We start from the raw sequence: 18,071 nt of genomic DNA, 5'->3' as shown, positions 1-18,071 counted from the left end.
TAGTTTACATAATAAAAATTTATTCAACCTAAAAAATCGTTAAATAAAATTAAATTATGTTAAAAAGTAGTTAAAAAAGATGTTTTTTCGCTATCTGTAGACTGGTAAAGAAATTTTTATGGTGACTTCCTTTTTTGCATTCGGAGCTTCTATGAAAGTTTCTTGCAACTGACCATTTCTCATGCTGTCTTTTTGAGCTTTTTGCAAGAGTTGAGCAATGGCTTTTACTCTATTTTCATATCTGCCTTTATAATACATGATGTAGTTTTCTGAGGCATTCAATGTACGAAAGTTGAAATTATTATCAGACAGTCCTTCTCTTTTTTTCACGGGAACTCCATAGAAATAAGAAACCTCTTTTTCTTTGTAACTTCCTGGCTCTGTAATCAAAAGTGGAACACCGAATTCATCTTCTTTTTTAACTAAATCTCTGGTTACCAAACTAATCACTTTATTATGATTCAGTTCTATATTTTTAATTAAATCCCCTTTTTTGTTTACTGTAGAAACATTAATCCCCAAAAGTAACTGGCCGTCTTGCTTTTCGACCATGAGTGTGTCATACTTAATTTTAGAAAGTAAGATTTCTTTGTCTACTTTCCCACTCAACAGTTGAGATAAATTTGCCATAGATTGGTCTATATTTCCTGCTACAAAATCTTCTGAAAGTAAGTTAAGCGAACGTTTCAAAAATGGCAATCTAGGGGTGTGAACAAACCAAATGACCTTGGTTTTGTTTCCTTGTGGTACAAATTTTACATTAATGCTGTATGGATTATCGTTTTTTCCTTCGAAGAGTTGATATTTAAGAGTAGAAAAGGGATTCTCATAACGGATAAAGAAATCTCCATAATCAGATTGATTTTTCTTGCTTTGATAATTCAAAGAAGAGCCTTGCCCTTCGTAAGGTGTATAAAATGCGAAAGTGTAATCTTCTTTTGAAAGAAAAAATTCATTCCATTGGGTGAAATTCTGTAAATTGTTAAACTGCGGAAAAACCTTTTCTATAGGATAATTAATTTCTTTTTCTACAGTAAAACTTTTGCTTTCTTCAAAAAAAAGCATAGAAATGGCATACACCGAAAATAAAAAGATACTTATATAAATTACAAATTTATACCAACGCATATTATAGTTTAAAATAATAATGAGTAATCAGCAAATGTAATCTTTTGCTCATTACTCATTACATATATTTATAGATTAATGTTCGTGTTCGTCTTCTGCTTTGCAAAGTCCTACAATCGTGTGAAACGTATCATGAAGTGCCATAAAATCATTTTTAAGGGCTTCATCTGATGCTCCAGACTTAATTTTTTTATTGAAAGCTTTCGTTTCTTTCACTAATTTTTTCAAAGATTTTTTAATAGCTTCTTTATTACCGAAATCTGCAGGAATTTCTGAGTTTTTGAAAGCAATAGCTTTGGTTTCCATTTCATCTATTCTGCTTTTAACTGGTGCAAAATTTCCTTCTTCGGCAGGGTGAAACGTTTGGCTCATAATTTTATGAAACTCTGTTTTTTCTTTCCACTCACTGGTTTGCGCAGAAACGACTTGACTCATAAAAAACACAGCCATTACGGTGAATAAAAATTTGATTTTTTTCATTTGTTTAATTTTTAGTTGAGCAAATTTAGAATTAAAAATCGGGCTTGCAAAAAAATTACAAGCCCGATTTTCTAAAAATAAAAAAACTCTATGGTATCACTGTTCCATCTTTTATGATGGCATCTTTTTTTACCACGATTATTCCGTCTTTTATAGAATGGGTTTTGAAATCTCCATCTTGCAAATGTTTGCTACCTATAATCCTTACATTGTTCCCAATATGACAGTTTTTATCTAAAATAGCATTTTCTATATAGCAGAATTTACCTACCCCGATGTTTGGAATTCCCTTGGCATCATTTTCTGCCATGTCTTCAGGACTTTGATAATAATCTGCTCCCATAATATAAGAACGAATTACAGTACTTCCTTTTTCTATTCTGGTTCTGTTCCCAATGAGTGAATGCTCTATTTTATCTGCCATGATGATGCATCCATCTGCAAAAATGGCTTTATTTACGAAAGAACCATTTATTTTAGAAGGTGGCAACATTCTAGGTCTTGTGTAAATAGGTGAATTGCTAAACATGTTGAATTTTGGCAATTCATTGGTTAAATCCATATTCGCTTCGAAGAAAGAACCGATGGTTCCTATATCTGTCCAATAGCCTTCGTATTGATAACTTAGCGTATTATACCCGTTATTGATTGCATTTGGGATGAGGTCTTTGCCAAAGTCATCTCCTTTGTCTTCCTCAAACATTTTTCTCAAAACTTTTTTATTGAATACATAAATCCCCATAGAAGCAAGGTAATCTCTGCCTTGTTGCTTCATATCATCAGAAACCTCAGAATTCCATTCTGGTAATACATCTGCAGATGGTTTTTCTACGAAAGATGTGATTTGGTTTTCGTCATTCGCTTTTAAAATACCAAAACCAGTAGCATCTTTGCTGTTTACAGGAATGGTAGCAATGGTGATGTCTCCAACATTTTGAATGTGGAAATCTATCATTTCTCTAAAATCCATCTGGTATAATTGGTCACCAGAAAGAATAAGAATATAGTCATAATCATATTTGTCTAAATGACGCATAGATTGTCTTACTGCATCTGCTGTTCCCTGATACCAACTTTCATTATCTGTGCTTTGTTCTGCTGCCAAAATATCTACAAAACCTTTGCTAAAAATATCAAAGTGATAGGTGTTTTTGATATGAGAATTAAGCGACGCCGAGTTAAACTGTGTAAGTACCATAATTCTATTAAAGCCAGAATTAAGGCAATTAGAAATTGGAATGTCTACTAATCTGTATTTTCCTGCGATGGGAACTGCGGGCTTAGAACGCTTATCTGTAAGTGGAAATAGCCTACTACCTCTACCTCCTCCTAATACAATAGATATAACACTTGGTTTCATATATTTTGTGGTTTTATTTTGAATTTTTATAAAAAGTGAAAATAGACTTCATAAATGAAATTATATTTAATTTTTACGATATAAATTTACATAATTTTCGGCAGATTTCTGCCATGAAAAGTCCAAATTCATTATTGTATTTCGTAAATTTTGAATTTCTTCTTTATCATCGTATAGATACAGTGCTCTTTTTATAGCATGCACAGCATCATCAGTTCCTGGGAAGGTATAGTTTAAGCCATAACCTCCTGAAGAAATGTCTGTTACGGTATCTTTTAGACCACCTGTATAACGCACAATTGGGATGGTTCCGTATCTCATGGCATACATCTGATTCAATCCACAAGGTTCTACTCGAGAAGGCATCAATAAGAAATCTGCACCTGCATAAATTTTGTGTGATAAATCTTCTTTGTATCCTAAATCCATCGCAAAATTTACATGAAATTCTTCTCGAAGCTGTTTCAGTGTATTTTCTATTTGTGAATTTCCAGAACCTAAGATGAGAATATTTAAAGCACCTTCGGTTTCTGAGATACTTCTTCTTACAATATCTGGTAACATATCTGCTCCCTTTTCGCCAGCAAACCTTCCAATAAATGCAAAAAGCGGAAGTTCTGGATTCAAGCCATATTCTTCACAAAGCCATGTTTTATTTTTCTCTTTACCTTCTTCAAAGCTCTCTCTAGAATAATGATCATTAAGCATTATATCCGTCATAGGATTCCAAACTTCTGTATCTATTCCATTGATGATTCCATGTGCTTTTCTGTGTTCTTGTCTAATTAAGTCTTGCAATCCTTGCGCATCTTCAAACAACTCATGCATATAACCTTGAGAAACCGCAGTGAATTCATGACTGCACTTAATCATGGTCGCCAAAGGATTAATCCTTCCGTTCCAATCGAGAAGGCCCCATTTCCAAGCGTCAAAACGTGGCATATAATTAGACATTTGCCAATCCATAGTTCCTTGATATTCCCCATTATGAATGGTTCCTACGGTTTTTACGCCTTTTAAAAAGTCGAAATCTTGGCAATGTTCTACCATAAACGGAACTAAACCCGTATGATAATCATGACAATGCAAGACATCTGGACGAATTTCCATAGCAGAAAGCCAGTGCAAAACTGCATGCTGAAACGCAATAAACTGCTGACTTTCATCTAAATAACCATACACTTGATCTCTATCTAACAACCATGGAATTTTCACCAAATACAATTCGTATCCTAAAACATTATGTTTTTCTTTCATGACCAATACTTGGTACATGTGATGAATCTGATGAATAAAACCATCAAAAACCACTTCGAATTCGTTCTCGTTTACAAATGGTTTATTATACCAAGGCATTACTACTTTGGCATCAATTCCCATTTTGGTTTGGTATTTAGGAAGCGCACCTACTACATCTGCTAAACCGCCTACTTTAGCTACCGGAAAACATTCTACGCTTAAATGGAAAACTTTCATTTTGAGTTTGAGTTATAAGTTATGAATTATATGTTATTATTTGCTTTTTACTTGGTTCTTTTTAATTTTCTCGGTTTGTTTTAAAATTATTCCTGAAAGCGGAGGCAAAGTAACAATCATAGAGTTGGGTTTATTATTCCATGGGGTTTCTTCGTACCATTTGATTTCTGGAACTACTCCACTTCCTCCAAATTCTGGAGCATCTGAGTTGAGAATCACTTTCCATTTTGTTCCTTCTTCTATTCCAATTTTATAATCGAAAGTTCTAGGAGTAAGATTCAAAACAGACATGAGTACTTCATCTTCAGATTTTCCTTTTCTTAGAAAAACATAGATAGAATTATCTTCGTCATCTGCTTCAATCCATTCAAAACCGTATGGATTAAAATTATTTTCGTAAAGTGCTTTTTCGGACTTGAAAACTGTATTCAAATTTTTCACAAAATTCTGCAATCCTTTGTGTATTGGATATTGCAGAAGATGCCAATCTAAACTTTGGCTAAAATCCCATTCGTGAGTTTGACCAAATTCACCACCCATGAAAAGCAATTTATTACCTGGATGCGTGTACATATACGTATACAATGCTCTTAAATTGGCGTGTTTCTGCCATTCGTCGCCTTGCATTTTAAAAATCAAACTACTTTTTCCGTGTACTACTTCGTCATGAGATAATGGCAACATGTAGTTCTCATTATTCATATACATGGTACTGAAAGTGAGTTTATGATGATGATATTTTCTAGCAATAGGGTCTTCTTCGAAATAATCTAAGGTATCGTGCATCCAGCCCATCATCCATTTCATTCCGAAACCTAATCCGTCATCATAAATAGGTTTGGTAACCTTAGGAAAATCACTACTGTCTTCTGCAATCGTTTGTATATCTGGAAATTCTCTGTACACAATAGTATTCATCTCTTTGATGAAATCAATCGCTTCCAGATTTCTATTGTCTCCATATTTATTTGGCTCCCATTCTCCATCTGCTCTGGAATAATCTAACTCAAGCATCGAACGCACTGCATCTACTCTTAAACCATCGGCATGATACCTATCTAACCAAAAACAAGCATTTGAAATCAAGAAAGATTTTACTTCGTTTCTTCCGTAGTTGAAAATATGAGATTTCCAATCTGGGTGAAATCCTTTTCTTGGATCTTCGTGCTCATAGAGAAAACTTCCATCAAAATAATGTAAACCATTGGCATCTCCTGGAAAATGAGAAGGAACCCAATCGAGAATTACACCAATTTCATTTTTGTGCAATTCTTCTATCAAATACATTAAATCTTGTGGCGTTCCAAAACGAGAACTCGCCGCGTAGAAACCAGTTATTTGGTAACCCCAACTCGGATCGAAAGGATATTCCATCACGGGCATAAATTCTACATGTGTAAAATTCATTTCCTTCACATAAGGAACGAGTCTTTCTGCAACTTCTCTGTAAGTGAAAAAACGGTTAGGATCATCTGTTCCTCTCATCCAAGAAGCCAAATGAACTTCGTAAACCGAAATAGGAGATTCTAAAGAATTGTTTTGATGGCGGTTTTTCATCCATTCTTGGTCTTTCCATTCGTAGAAAGTAGTATCTACAATAGAAGCGGCCTGAATGGTTTGTTGCCATTTTAAAGCATAGGGATCACCTTTTTCTAAATAAGCACCGCTATAAGTCTGAATGCCATATTTGTAAATCACGCCAAAATCTAACCCTTCTATAAAACCTTCCCAAATCCCAGAACCATCCCAACGGATTTTGAGTTCAGAAACTCTAGAATCCCAATTATTGAAATCTCCAATTACGGAAACTTGTTTTGCATTAGGAGCCCAAACCGCAAAATAAACGCCCGTTTTACCGTCTATCTCTACTTTATGAGAACCCATTTTTTCATAGAGCTTAAAGTGTTTTCCTTCACGGAAAAGATGGATATCAAATTCAGAAAAAAGGGAGTGAGGTACTACTTGGTATGTCATGGTGATATTAGCGTTTTTAGAAGTGTTAAATAAACACACTAATTTACTGCAAGTAAACGAGAGTACAAAGTTTTAGGAGGTTAAATGTTTCTTAAATTTAGTAAAAAACAAGCCGCATAGAAATTCTATGCGGCTTATTATTGTTAATTATAAATATTGTTATGAAGTTTTCACATATTTTTTATCTTCGATTGCAGCTTGTGCAGCAGCTAATCTAGCGATAGGAACTCTAAATGGAGAACAACTTACATAATTCATACCAATAGAATGACAGAATTTTACTGATTCTGCATCACCACCGTGCTCACCACAAATACCTACTTTTAAGTTTGGTTTTGTTTTTCTACCTCTTTCTACTCCTATTTTGATTAATTCGCCTACACCAGTTTGGTCAATAGATACGAATGGGTCTCCAGGTAATAGTTTAAGATCTAGATATGTAGGTAAGAATCCACCGATATCATCTCTAGAGAAACCAAAAGACATCTGAGTAAGGTCATTGGTACCAAAGCTGAAGAAATCTGCAACTTGCGCCATAGAATCTGCTTTAAGTGCTGCTCTAGGAATCTCAATCATGGTTCCGTACATGTAAGGAATTTTTTTAACTCCTAATTTCTCTAAAGTTTCATCGTAAACTCTATCTACGATTGCTTTTTGGTGAGAAAGTTCGTGTCTACCGCAAGTTACAGGAATCATAATTTCTGGGAATGCTTTTACGCCTTCTTTTTGTAATTCACCTGCTGCTTCGAAGATTGCTCTTACTTGCATTTCGGTAATTTCTGGATAAGAAACTCCTAAACGTACACCTCTGTGACCAAGCATTGGGTTGTTTTCGTGTAATGCAAGGATTCTTCTGTTTAAGATGCTCATGCTTACACCTAACTCTTTAGAAAGTTCTTGTAACTTCGCTTTATCGTGAGGCACGAATTCGTGTAAAGGTGGGTCTAGTAATCTGATGGTTACTGCATTTCCTTTCATTACTTCTAAAGTTGCTTTGATGTCTCTTTTTACGAAAGTAAATAATTCATTAAGCGCTACTTTTCTTTCTTGCTCGGTGTCGCTCATGATCATTTTTCTTAATAAGAATAATGGTTTATCACTACCTTCACCGTAGAACATGTGCTCTGTTCTAAACAATCCGATACCTTCTGCACCAAAATAAGTCGCTTGTTGAGCATCTTTAGGAGTATCAGCATTTGTTCTTACACCCATTGTTTTATATTTGTCTACCAAAATCATTAATTGTTTGTAGGCTTGATTTTTATTTAAATCTACATCAATTAATGGTAAAGAACCTTCATAAACAGTTCCTTTACTACCGTTAAGAGATACCCAATCTCCCTCTTTTACTTTTTTACCGTCTTTGGTTACAAAATATTTTTCTTTATCATGGATAGATATTTCGCTACATCCTACGATACAACATTTACCCCAACCTCTAGCTACTAAAGCCGCGTGAGAAGTCATACCACCTTTTGTAGTAAGAATAGCCTCTGCTTTATGCATACCATCTACGTCTTCTGGAGAAGTTTCTTCTCTTACTAGAATTACTTTTTCGCCTTTAGAAGCCCATTCTACTGCTTCTTCTGAAGAGAATACCACTCTACCTACAGCACCACCAGGACCAGCTGGTAAACCTTTAGCAATTACTTTGTGCGTTTTTTCGATATCTGGGTCGAACATTGGTAATAATAATTCTACCAATTGATTAGGATTTACTCTAAGGATTGCTGTTTCTGCATCTATCATTCCTTCTTTGTACATATCAGCAGCCATTTTTACTGCAGATACACCATTTCTTTTACCCACTCTACATTGTAGCATATATAGTTTACCTTTTTCGATGGTAAATTCTATATCCTGCATGTCTTTATAGTGTTTTTCTAATCTTTGTTGAATTTCATCAAGCTCTTTGTATTGCTCTGGCATGAAATTCTCTAGAGTAGTCAAATTTTTACTATGGTCGTTTTTAGAATATTGGTTGATAGGAGCTGGAGTTCTGATCCCTGCTACTACGTCTTCCCCTTGAGCGTTTACTAAATATTCTCCATAGAATTTATTTTCACCGTTTCCTGGGTTTCTAGTGAAAGCTACACCTGTACAAGAGCTATCCCCCATGTTACCAAATACCATAGCTTGTACGTTTACAGCAGTTCCCCATTCATCTGGAATTCTTTCGATTCTTCTGTACTCAATTGCACGTTTTCCGTTCCAAGAAGCGAATACAGCACCTACACCTCCCATTAATTGATCCCATGGAGTTTCAGGGAAGTCTTGTTTTAGGTGTTTTTTAGTTAAAGCTTTGAATTCTTTTACTAATTTTTTAAGATCATCAGCAGAAAGATCAGTATCTAATTCTACGCCTTTTTCTTTTTTAACTTCTTCTAATCTTTCGTCCATGATTTTACGGATACCAATACCTTTCGCTGGTTCCATACCGCCTGCTTTTTCGATTACTACGTCTGCGTACATCATTACTAATCTTCTGTAAGCATCATAAGCAAATCTTTCGTCACCGCTTTCTGCGATAAGACCTTTGATGGTTTCATCATTAAGACCGATGTTAAGAACAGTATCCATCATCCCTGGCATAGATTTTCTAGCACCAGAACGAACAGACATTAATAGAGGATTTTTAACATCTCCGAATTTTTTGCCCATTAATTTTTCAACTTGAGCAAGTGCATCTTTTATTTGCTTTTCTAATGTAGAAGGATATTGTCTTTTATTAGCGTAGAAATATGTACATACTTCTGTAGTGATGGTAAAACCAGGAGGAACAGGTAATTTAAGATCTTTGTGACCAGCCATTTCTGCTAAGTTAGCCCCTTTTCCACCAAGTAGATTCTTCATTGACTCATTTCCATCGGCTTTACCACCACCGAAGGAATACACATACTTTTCATTTTTTGCTGTTGTAGCCATAATATATTAATTTGTTATTTTTCTCTTATAATTTCTGTAACAAAATTACAAACTACTGTATAATAAATTCCTTTATTATTTGCTGACATTTGTCAATTTTGATAAATGTCATGTAAATTTAATAAAAAGAGGCTAATAATTTTTCGATTTCGTCACTTTAGTTACAAAAAAAACCTTTCAGAAAATACTGAAAGGTCTTAATTATCATTTATCAAATAAATTAATATCTAAAGAGCACACTTCCCCAAGTGAAACCACTTCCGAAAGCTGAAAGAAGAACCAAATCTCCTTTTTTAATTTTCCCTTGGTCTAAAGCCTCACATAGTGCGATAGGGATAGAAGCTGCAGTAGTATTACCGTATTTTTGAATATTATTGAATATTTTTTCGTCTGGTAAACCAAATCTCTGTTGTACAAACTGAGCAATTCTCAAATTCGCTTGATGAGGAATAAACATATCTAAGTCATCTGGAGTTTTCCCAGCTTTAGTTAATGCTTCCATCATGGTTTCTGGGAATCTGGTTACCGCATGTTTAAATACGAAATTACCATTCATAACTGGATAAATATCTTGTCTTGCAACAGCTTCTGGCTCGTAAAGGACTCTATCCATCCATCCTAGTTTACTTCCTGGGAATTTTACAGCTAATTCTTCTGCGTATTTACCTTCTGAGTGCATGTTTACTGCTAAAATACCTTCTTCGTTTTCATCTTCAGACGCAGAAAGAATAATAGCTCCTGCTCCATCTCCGAAAATTACAGATACCCCTCTACCATCATCAGTAAAATCTAAACCAAAAGAGTGAACTTCTGCTCCTACAACTAATACATTTTTATAAGTACCTGTTTTGATAAAAGCATCTGCTACACTGGTTGCATATACAAATCCTGAACATTGATTTCTTACATCTAATGCACCGATGGTATCACAGCCTAGCATTTCTTGTAAAACTACACCACTTCCTGGGAAGAAATAATCTGGACTTAAAGTAGCGAAAACGATGAAATCTAAATCTTTAGCTGTTAGATTTGCTTTTTCCAAAGCCTTTTCAGCTGCCTTTTTTGCTAAAAAAGCTGTCGTTTCTTCGCTATCGTTTCTATCTTTTCTATGACGGCGTTCTTTGATACCAGTTCTCTCTGTAATCCACTCGTCATTTGTAGTCATCAACTTAGACAAATCGTCATTCGTTACCACATTCTCAGGAACATAATAACCATATCCTTTTATTACACTCTTAATCATAAAGTTTTTAAAATTTGTGGGCTACAAAAATAAGACTTTATTTTTAACATATAATTAACATGAGCAATAAATATTATGTATTAAAGCCTTTTAAAATAATTATATAAATAAGCATTTTTTAACGTATTTAAAAAATTTATACATTTGATAAAATTAATGCAATTAGACTATGACCGAGAGTGTACTTCACAAAACCATAGAATATGAATGGATAGACATCTTAGAAATGAAGCCAGAAGACATCGCCGAAATTTCTAAAAAATATGATATAAATCACTATTGGTTAGAAGATTGTATAGACCCAAATCACTTGCCAAAATTCGAAGATAATGGCCAAATAAAATTTTTCCTAACCAGATTAAATACTTCCACCGAAAGACTCATCCTCAATACGATAAGTGATGTAAGTACCAAATTAGGAATTTTCTTGAAAGACAATCTCATTCTTACTGTTCACAGAATAGAAAATGATGCCATAAAATCTCTATTGAAAGAAATAGCAATTCACCCAGAAAATTTCAAAACACCTTATCAGTTAGCGCTTCATTTGGGACAAAAAATATTTACCTCTTTTGAACAAGAAAACGAGGTTTTTCTAGACCAATTAGATAAAATGGAAAACGAAGTTTTTCTAAAAAACGTTTCTAATTCTGCACAGCTGAAAAGACTCTACCGTTTCAAAAGAAAAGTAGGACTCAATCTGAAAGTGCTGAATCTTTCATCAGATTGGGTAAGTTCTTATGAAAAATTGCCTCTAGATTCTGTAGAAATAAAGGACTTGAAAGACAGCTATAAAGATGCCATCAGTGATTTTTACCACCTGCATTTACAAACCAACAATTTAATGAGTATGTTCCTGGCACTCTCTGATCAAAAAGCCAATCAGGTAATGAAAATGCTAGCCATTTATTCGGTTTATTTCTTGCCTATTACCTTCATTGCGGGAGTTTATGGAATGAATTTCGAAAATATGCCAGAAATTACAAAACCTTATGGCTACTTTGCAACATTAGGTTTGATGGGGCTCATCGTGATTATTACCTTTATTTACATACGTAGGAAAAAATGGTAAAAAAAAGACATCAAAATTTGATGTCTTTTTTATTTTTAATGCATGGCTTCATTGGGATCTATTGTTCTGCCTCCTTTTCTTTCTTTGATGAATAAAATAAAAGGAATACAAATAAGGAACATGACTCCTAAATAGAGGAAGACATCCATATAAGAAAGCACCGTAGCTTGTTTCATCACAGAAAAATCTAGAATTTTATACGCCGAAGCGAGCGCTTGATCAGGCGTCATTCCTTTGGCAATAAAATTAGCTTTTAGCGCAGCAATTCTTTGTTGAACCTGCAAACTATTGACATCTAATTTCGATACCAAATCACTTCTGTAAAACATATTTTGATTAGAAATAAAAGTGGTAATTGCAGCTACCCCAAAAGAGCCTCCCAACTGTCTCATCATCCCTGTAAAAGCTGCTCCTTGACCAATTTGAGCTCCCTTTAATGTACTTAATGAAAGTGATGTAATAGGAATAAATAACAATCCTAAACCAGCTCCTCTCACAATAAGCATCCAAAAGAAGGCGTCTTTTCCTGTATCTGGAGTTAATAATTTATATCCCCAAAAACTATAAATGAAAAAGATAAACAATCCTAAAGCTACTAAAACTTGCTGTTTCGCTCCTCGAGTTAACAATCTACCGATTATGGGCATCATAAAAGCGGTGGTTAATGCCGCTGGAATCATTAAAGCACCTGATTGTAGAGCTGTCCAACCTAAAATACTCTGCGTATAAAGCGGAATAATAAAAGTAGAACCGTATAAACCAAAGCCTAAAATGAATGACATGACCGTACCTATTCTTAAATTTCCATTTTTAAGGACCCGAAGTTCTACAATTGGATATTTGTAGGTTAATTCTCGCCAGATAAAAAAGATGAAACCAAAGAAAGAAATCAAAGTAAGAGTAAGGATTACTTTACTTTCGAACCAATCGTCTTCATGACCTCTTTCTAAAATATATTGTAAAGAACCTACCGTTATTGCCAATAAAAATATCCCTAACCAATCTACATCACTTGCAGATTTTTTCTCAGAATATTTAGGACTTCTTACAAACTGAAGCGTAAGCAAAGTCGCTACAATCCCAATAGGAATATTGATATAAAATATATATGGCCAACTAAAATTATCTACAATATAACCTCCCAATGGCGGACCTAATGTAGGACCAATAATAACACCCAAACCATAAATAGCTTGTGCCATACTTCTTTTTTCGATGGGATAAGACTCTGTAATAATCGTTTGAGAAGTTACCAAAAGTGCACCACCTCCTATTCCTTGTAATAATCTAAAAATAACGAGTTCCCAAATATTGCTCGCATTTCCGCATAAAAATGAGAAAACCGTAAATATCACAATAGAAGCCGCAAAATAATTTCTTCTCCCGAATTGTTGCGAAAGCCAACTCGTCATAGGCACTATGATGACGTTACCAATCGCATAAGCGGTAATTACCCAACCTACCTCAGAAAGTGTAGCGCCGAGATTCCCTTTCATCTCGTTCAGCGCTACATTTACTATGGTAGTGTCTACAATCTCTAGCAATGCACAGAGAATGGCAGTGATGGTAATAATCACTCGTCTTGCACCATATTCTACTAATGAATCTTGCATAAATTTTTATTTCAAGTTTTGAGTTTCGTTTAGAATTTTATTTTTTTTAATCCTGAACATTCCTCATTTAACTTTTTTCTATTTTACTTCTACGTCTACTAAAACATTCATTCCAGCTCTTAATCTTTTGGCTACTTCAGGCTTTAAATCCTTAAAAGTGATTTTCACAGGAACTCTTTGAACTACTTTTACGAAGTTTCCACTTGCATTATCTGGAGGAAGTAAAGAAAAGGTGGAACCAGTAGCTGGCGAAATAGAACTTACCACTCCCTCGAACTCATCATTTGGGAAAGCATCTATTTTAATTTCTACTTTTTGACCTTCTACCATTTTGTTTAATTGTGTTTCTTTAAAATTTGCTACAATCCATTTGTCATTATTTAAAACAATGCTGAATAACTGTGCTCCTGCTTGTAAAAACTGACCTACTTGTACTGGAATTTTAGAAACATAACCATCTTGTTTCGCAGTAATTACGGTATAAGAAAGATTTAATTTAGCATTTTGCACATCTACTTCTCTTTGTTTAATCATAGAACTTGCTACGCCAATTTGTTGAGAAGTTGCTTCTGATTGAGAAGATACATAACCTGTTTGCTGAGCAGCTTGATTTCTTTGTTCTACCAAAATTTGCAATTGCTTATCTGCTGCTTGTTTCGCTGCCAGAACTTGGTCATATTGTTGCTGCATAATCGAATGGTCTTTTACTAGATTTTCGTAACGTTTTAAATCTTGGGTAGTTTTCCAAACGTTTACTTTAGCCGCTTCAATCTGTGCATTTGCAGTAGCCACTGCTGCGTTTGATGTACTGATGCTTTTATTCGCTGCTGCAGCACCAGCTTGAGCGGTATTTAGATTGCTTTTTGCAGTTCCTAGCGCAGCTTCAGCTTGTTGTAAAGCCATTAATTGGTCTTTGTTTTCAAGGATAATTAAGGTATCACCTTTTTTCACAAACTGATTGTCTTTTACTCTTACTTCTGCCACATAACCAGAAATTTTAGAAATCACAGGGCTTACATTAGATGCAATTTGTGCATCATCTGTTTCTTCGTGAGCATTGCTATAAGACCATTTTTTGTAACCATAAATAGCACCTACCACAATAACGATGGTTAAAATAATCCCAAAAACTGGACTTTTTTTATTTTTTGTTTGATTTTCCATTTTATAATAATGTTTATATCTAAATTTGAGTTTGATTATTGATTAAGAATCCCTGAGGTTTGTAATAGTTTTTTGTATGCTAATGCCGCATCTGCTCTAGAGTTAATTACATTTACTTTAGCACCTACCAAAGCTGCGTCTGCTTCTAGCAAATCGGTAATATTCGCTAAGCCATTATCATATTTATTTTTAGTAATTCTGTAGTTTTCTGTCGCTTGTTCTAATGCACGCTCATAAACTTCTATTTTCTTTTTGGCCAAATTAGAATTCTGGAAATCCTTATTGAGTTCTAGTTTTATATGGTCATTCAGAAGTTCATTATTGGCTTCTAATTGTTTTTCTCTTGCTTGAGATTTTAGCAAAGAAGAATTTTTCTTCCAAAGATTGTCTAAGTTATATGAAACACCTAATCCTATATTAATCGCGTTAGTAATAGTTACAAATCCTGGAATATCTGCTGCTACATAACCACCTGTAATTGCTAAACTTGGTAAATTTTCAGCTTTTGCAGCTTTGGTTCCTAAGTTTGCAGCTTTTCTCTGATAATCGAGTGCTTGTAAATCTTTTCTGTGCTGTAAAGCTTGACTTAGGTAATAAGAAACAGGCTGGTTTTCTGAAATTTCATTAATATAATCTTCATCTACTTTTAGAATTGTAGTTTCGGACAAACCTAAAAGCAAGTCCATATTAATATTGGCAATGCTGTAATTGTTTTGGGCATCTAAAAGCTGAAGTTCAATATTAGACGTTTGCAACTGAGCTTTCAATCTGTCATTTCTTGCCATCAAACCGTTATTTTCTAATTTCAAAAATATTTCGTCTCTTTTCTGTGAAGCCGAAAGATTTTCTTCTAAAACATTGATGATTTGAGATGCTTTGAATAAATTATTGTAAGCCTGAGAAATATTATAAGCAATGGCTTCCTTGTCATTTTCTGCAGATAATTTAGAAGCTTCTACCAAATATTCAGCAGACTGAATTCCGTATTTTATTCTTCCACCTGCATAAATGGGATAAGAAAGATTTGCAGAAGCGTACATTACATCATTAATTTTCAAACTATTCGCCGCACCCGCACTTTCTGTTTTAAGATTAACATTTGGGCTGAAAAGATGTAAATAAGTAGCTCCCAATTTCAGGCTAGGAAGCTGATTGTTCTTTGCTTCCAGCAATTGAGCTGTACTTTCTTCTATTTTAGCAGCATCTATTTTTAGATTTTTGCTATTTTCGATTCCAAGTTTTACCGCTTCATTCAGAGAAATAGCTCTAGTTTCTTGGCTCGAAATCTGGGAAATACTCATGCTAAAAAGTAAAATCCCAAAGATGTTTCTAATTTTTTTGTTCATAACCTAAAAGGTCTTTTAATAATATGGTTAAATTTTGGGTAAGATTGTCGTAATAGATATTATAATATTCATCTGACTGATTTCCAGAAAGTTCTCTATACAAATTCATGCCTTGTTTAGAATAAAAAACCGTTCCTACAATCACCGAATGGAGAAAAAACAAATCCGGTTTCTTGGTAAAAACACCATTTTCACAGCCTTCTTCTAAAATTCTTTGGTAAATTTTGATATAACCAATTTTAGAAGTTCTTAGAAAACTTAAAATCTGTTCGTTTCCGCTATTATTGATATTATAAACCGATTGAAGAATAGAATAAAACTCTGGCAAAGTCTTCACACGATTGATATAGTTTTCTATGATTTTAATGAGTTTTTCCCATTCATTGAGCTTTGGATTTTCTAAAATTTCATAGGCAAAAGATTGTCCTTCCTTCATTCTCACTTTAAAAATTTCTTCGAAAAGCTTTTCTTTCGACCCGAAATAATAAGAAATCATCGAGACATTTACTCCAGCAGATTTTGCAATATCTCTAGTAGAAGTAGCATCAAAACCCTTTTCTGCAAATAGTTTTTCTGCAGTATAGAGAATTTTTTTATCCGTAGAATGTTCCATTGTTTTGATTTTTGAAGGCGCAAATGTAAACAAATTTAGAAATCAATCAAACGATTGATTGATTTATTTTATCAATGAAAAGTGTTAGATATTATAATTTTAATTACTTTTGAAATAATAAACATTAAATTATATGAAAAAAATTATCGCAGTATTAGCCATTTCACTATTTACATTAGGCATGGCTCAAGAAACACCGAAAAAATCTTGTTGCACCGAAAAAGATAAAAAAGAATGCAGCTCTAAAGACAAAAAAGAGTGCGCTTCTAAAGACAAAAAAGACTGTAAAGCTGAAGCCAACAAAGACAAAAAATCTTGTTGTGCTGCTAAAAAAGAAAAAGCAGCTTAGAAAAAATAAAATCCCGAAAATTTCGGGATTTTTTTATGCACTTCGGTGAATGTATCTGGTTAATTTTATGCCTAAATCCGTCCAAACTATTTTGGCGTTTGCATTTCTATAAAGATGCAAATCAGCATCGGAGATTTCTTCTAAAATATCTACAATATTAGCCCCATGAATAAAATTGGTGAATGCTTCCCAATTGAATCCGTTTTTAGATAAACGCTTGTAAACCAAATGTTCTGCATCATAATTTTGCAATAATGCCAATCTGAACATCTCAGAACAAAAATCTAAGAAATTTTTCTGTTTTTCTCTGTTCCAAGAAGCGATATTTCTTCCCCAAAGAACGATATTTCTCAAAACCTCTGGTTTCTTTTTCGCCATGAAGGCATTTCTCACCCAATCGATAAAAAGTTCTTCAAATTCATCATTTGCTGAATCATTTTGAAGCAATTGTAGCGCTGTATTGTAATTCCCCTGCGCTTGGTGAATGACTTCTTTTATTTTTTCTTCGGAAATATCAAATTGACTTCTGATTCCTTGTTCTAAACTTTCGTCATCTATTCTAGGCACTTCTATCGCTTGACACCTTGATAAAATGGTAGGCAAAATGGTGTCTATTTTTTCTGCAAGAAGCAAGATAATTGTCTTTTTGGGTGGCTCTTCTAAAAATTTTAAAAACTTATTGGCTGCAGTAATATTCATTTTGTCAGCACGCCAAACAATGAGAATTTTAGTTCCTCCTTCAAAACTTTTGAGCGCAAACTTCTGATTCAGTGCATCTACTTCATCAGCAGAAATAAACAATTGCTTGTTTTGAGCGTCTAATGTTTCATTCCAATCATTGATGGAAGCGTAAGGATTTTCTAAAATCATATTTCTAAAATCCTCAAACAAACGCTGACTTAATGCGTTGCTTTTTTCTGTAAAAACTGGAAAACTAAAATGTAAATCTAAGTGATTAAGGTGCTCTACTTTAGAAGCAGCATGTTCATTTTCTCTTTTAAGAATTTCTTTAGCATAAGCTAGAGCCAATGGTAAAACGCCGAAACCTTCTTCGCCAATAAATAACTGAGCATGGCCTACTCTTTCTTTATCTATAGCGTCTTTAAGCGTTTCTATAACTTTTTTTTGTCCTACAATTTCTTCCCAATTCATAGTTTCAAAGATAAGAATTTGGCGGGAAGTGAAAAGCTGGATGTTGCAAGTTTTTTCGATTTTATGTTAATTTTGTAAAAATTTCTAATCAATTCGTCTTTAATACTGTGAAATTTAACGGTTATTAACTTTCACGTTTCAGTAATAATTAAGATATTTGCGCATTAATTAAAAAA

The 18,071-nt window shown here is 34.0% G+C and carries 14 protein-coding genes; 2 read left to right on the top strand and 12 right to left on the bottom strand.

Annotated elements, in window-relative coordinates; all coding sequences use genetic code 11:
* Positions 1-90 precede the first annotated feature (90 nt).
* The 7 genes from N7277_RS07215 to N7277_RS07185 all read right to left on the bottom strand — a co-directional run bounded on the left by N7277_RS07215 (position 91) and on the right by N7277_RS07185 (position 10,586).
* A complete protein-coding gene (locus tag N7277_RS07215; RefSeq protein ID WP_274778900.1) occupies positions 91-1,128 on the bottom strand; it encodes a polyketide cyclase in 1,038 nt (345 codons plus the stop codon).
* Between the two features lie 75 nt (positions 1,129-1,203).
* Positions 1,204-1,608 (bottom strand): hypothetical protein, encoded by a 405-nt coding sequence (locus N7277_RS07210; RefSeq protein WP_274778899.1) that lies wholly within the window; start codon positions 1,606-1,608, stop codon positions 1,204-1,206.
* A gap of 88 nt (positions 1,609-1,696) precedes the next feature.
* Entirely contained in the window at positions 1,697-2,968 is a 1,272-nt protein-coding gene (locus N7277_RS07205) for a glucose-1-phosphate adenylyltransferase (RefSeq protein WP_274778898.1), read from the bottom strand.
* A 66-nt stretch (positions 2,969-3,034) separates the two neighbouring features.
* Positions 3,035-4,444, bottom strand: a complete 1,410-nt coding sequence (locus tag N7277_RS07200) for a glycogen synthase (protein WP_274778897.1) — start codon at positions 4,442-4,444, stop codon at positions 3,035-3,037.
* A gap of 36 nt (positions 4,445-4,480) precedes the next feature.
* Positions 4,481-6,418 (bottom strand): 1,4-alpha-glucan branching protein GlgB, encoded by a 1,938-nt coding sequence (glgB, locus tag N7277_RS07195; RefSeq protein WP_274778896.1) that lies wholly within the window; start codon positions 6,416-6,418, stop codon positions 4,481-4,483.
* 159 nt (positions 6,419-6,577) lie between these two features.
* Complete coding sequence (gene ppdK / locus N7277_RS07190; RefSeq protein WP_274778895.1) at positions 6,578-9,343, bottom strand: pyruvate, phosphate dikinase; 2,766 nt, start codon at positions 9,341-9,343, stop codon at positions 6,578-6,580.
* 220 nt (positions 9,344-9,563) lie between these two features.
* Positions 9,564-10,586, bottom strand: coding sequence for a 3-oxoacyl-ACP synthase III family protein (locus N7277_RS07185; protein ID WP_274778894.1), 1,023 nt, complete (start codon positions 10,584-10,586; stop codon positions 9,564-9,566).
* 169 nt (positions 10,587-10,755) lie between these two features.
* Between N7277_RS07185 and N7277_RS07180 the strand changes: the two genes are divergently transcribed.
* Positions 10,756-11,658, top strand: a complete 903-nt coding sequence (locus N7277_RS07180) for a CorA family divalent cation transporter (RefSeq protein ID WP_274778893.1) — start codon at positions 10,756-10,758, stop codon at positions 11,656-11,658.
* A gap of 35 nt (positions 11,659-11,693) precedes the next feature.
* Here the strand turns inward: N7277_RS07180 and N7277_RS07175 are convergent, their stop codons facing one another.
* The 4 genes from N7277_RS07175 to N7277_RS07160 form a co-directional block, all read right to left on the bottom strand.
* A complete protein-coding gene (locus N7277_RS07175) occupies positions 11,694-13,271 on the bottom strand; it encodes an MDR family MFS transporter (protein WP_274778892.1) in 1,578 nt (525 codons plus the stop codon).
* Positions 13,272-13,349: 78 nt separating this feature from the next.
* Positions 13,350-14,435, bottom strand: a complete 1,086-nt coding sequence (locus N7277_RS07170) for an HlyD family secretion protein (protein ID WP_274778891.1) — start codon at positions 14,433-14,435, stop codon at positions 13,350-13,352.
* 35 nt (positions 14,436-14,470) lie between these two features.
* The gene (locus tag N7277_RS07165; RefSeq protein ID WP_274778890.1) at positions 14,471-15,781 is read right to left on the bottom strand and encodes a TolC family protein; all 1,311 of its coding nucleotides are present in this window, start codon (positions 15,779-15,781) and stop codon (positions 14,471-14,473) included.
* Positions 15,765-16,394, bottom strand: a complete 630-nt coding sequence (locus tag N7277_RS07160; RefSeq protein ID WP_274778889.1) for a TetR/AcrR family transcriptional regulator — start codon at positions 16,392-16,394, stop codon at positions 15,765-15,767. Before N7277_RS07160 ends, N7277_RS07165 begins: the two co-directional genes overlap by 17 nt.
* Before the next feature lie 133 nt (positions 16,395-16,527).
* On the opposite strand from N7277_RS07160, the gene N7277_RS07155 reads away from it, so the two are divergent.
* Complete coding sequence (locus tag N7277_RS07155) at positions 16,528-16,743, top strand: hypothetical protein (protein ID WP_274778888.1); 216 nt, start codon at positions 16,528-16,530, stop codon at positions 16,741-16,743.
* Between the two features lie 33 nt (positions 16,744-16,776).
* On the opposite strand, the gene N7277_RS07150 is transcribed toward N7277_RS07155, so the two are convergent.
* Complete coding sequence (locus N7277_RS07150) at positions 16,777-17,895, bottom strand: DNA polymerase III subunit (protein ID WP_274778887.1); 1,119 nt, start codon at positions 17,893-17,895, stop codon at positions 16,777-16,779.
* Positions 17,896-18,071 lie beyond the last annotated feature (176 nt).

The sequence above is a fragment of the Cloacibacterium sp. TD35 genome (genome assembly GCF_028864635.1).
Lineage (GTDB): Bacteria > Bacteroidota > Bacteroidia > Flavobacteriales > Weeksellaceae > Cloacibacterium.
The sequence above is the reverse complement of the archived record's forward strand: the minus strand, read 5'-3'. Positions and strand labels throughout refer to the sequence as shown.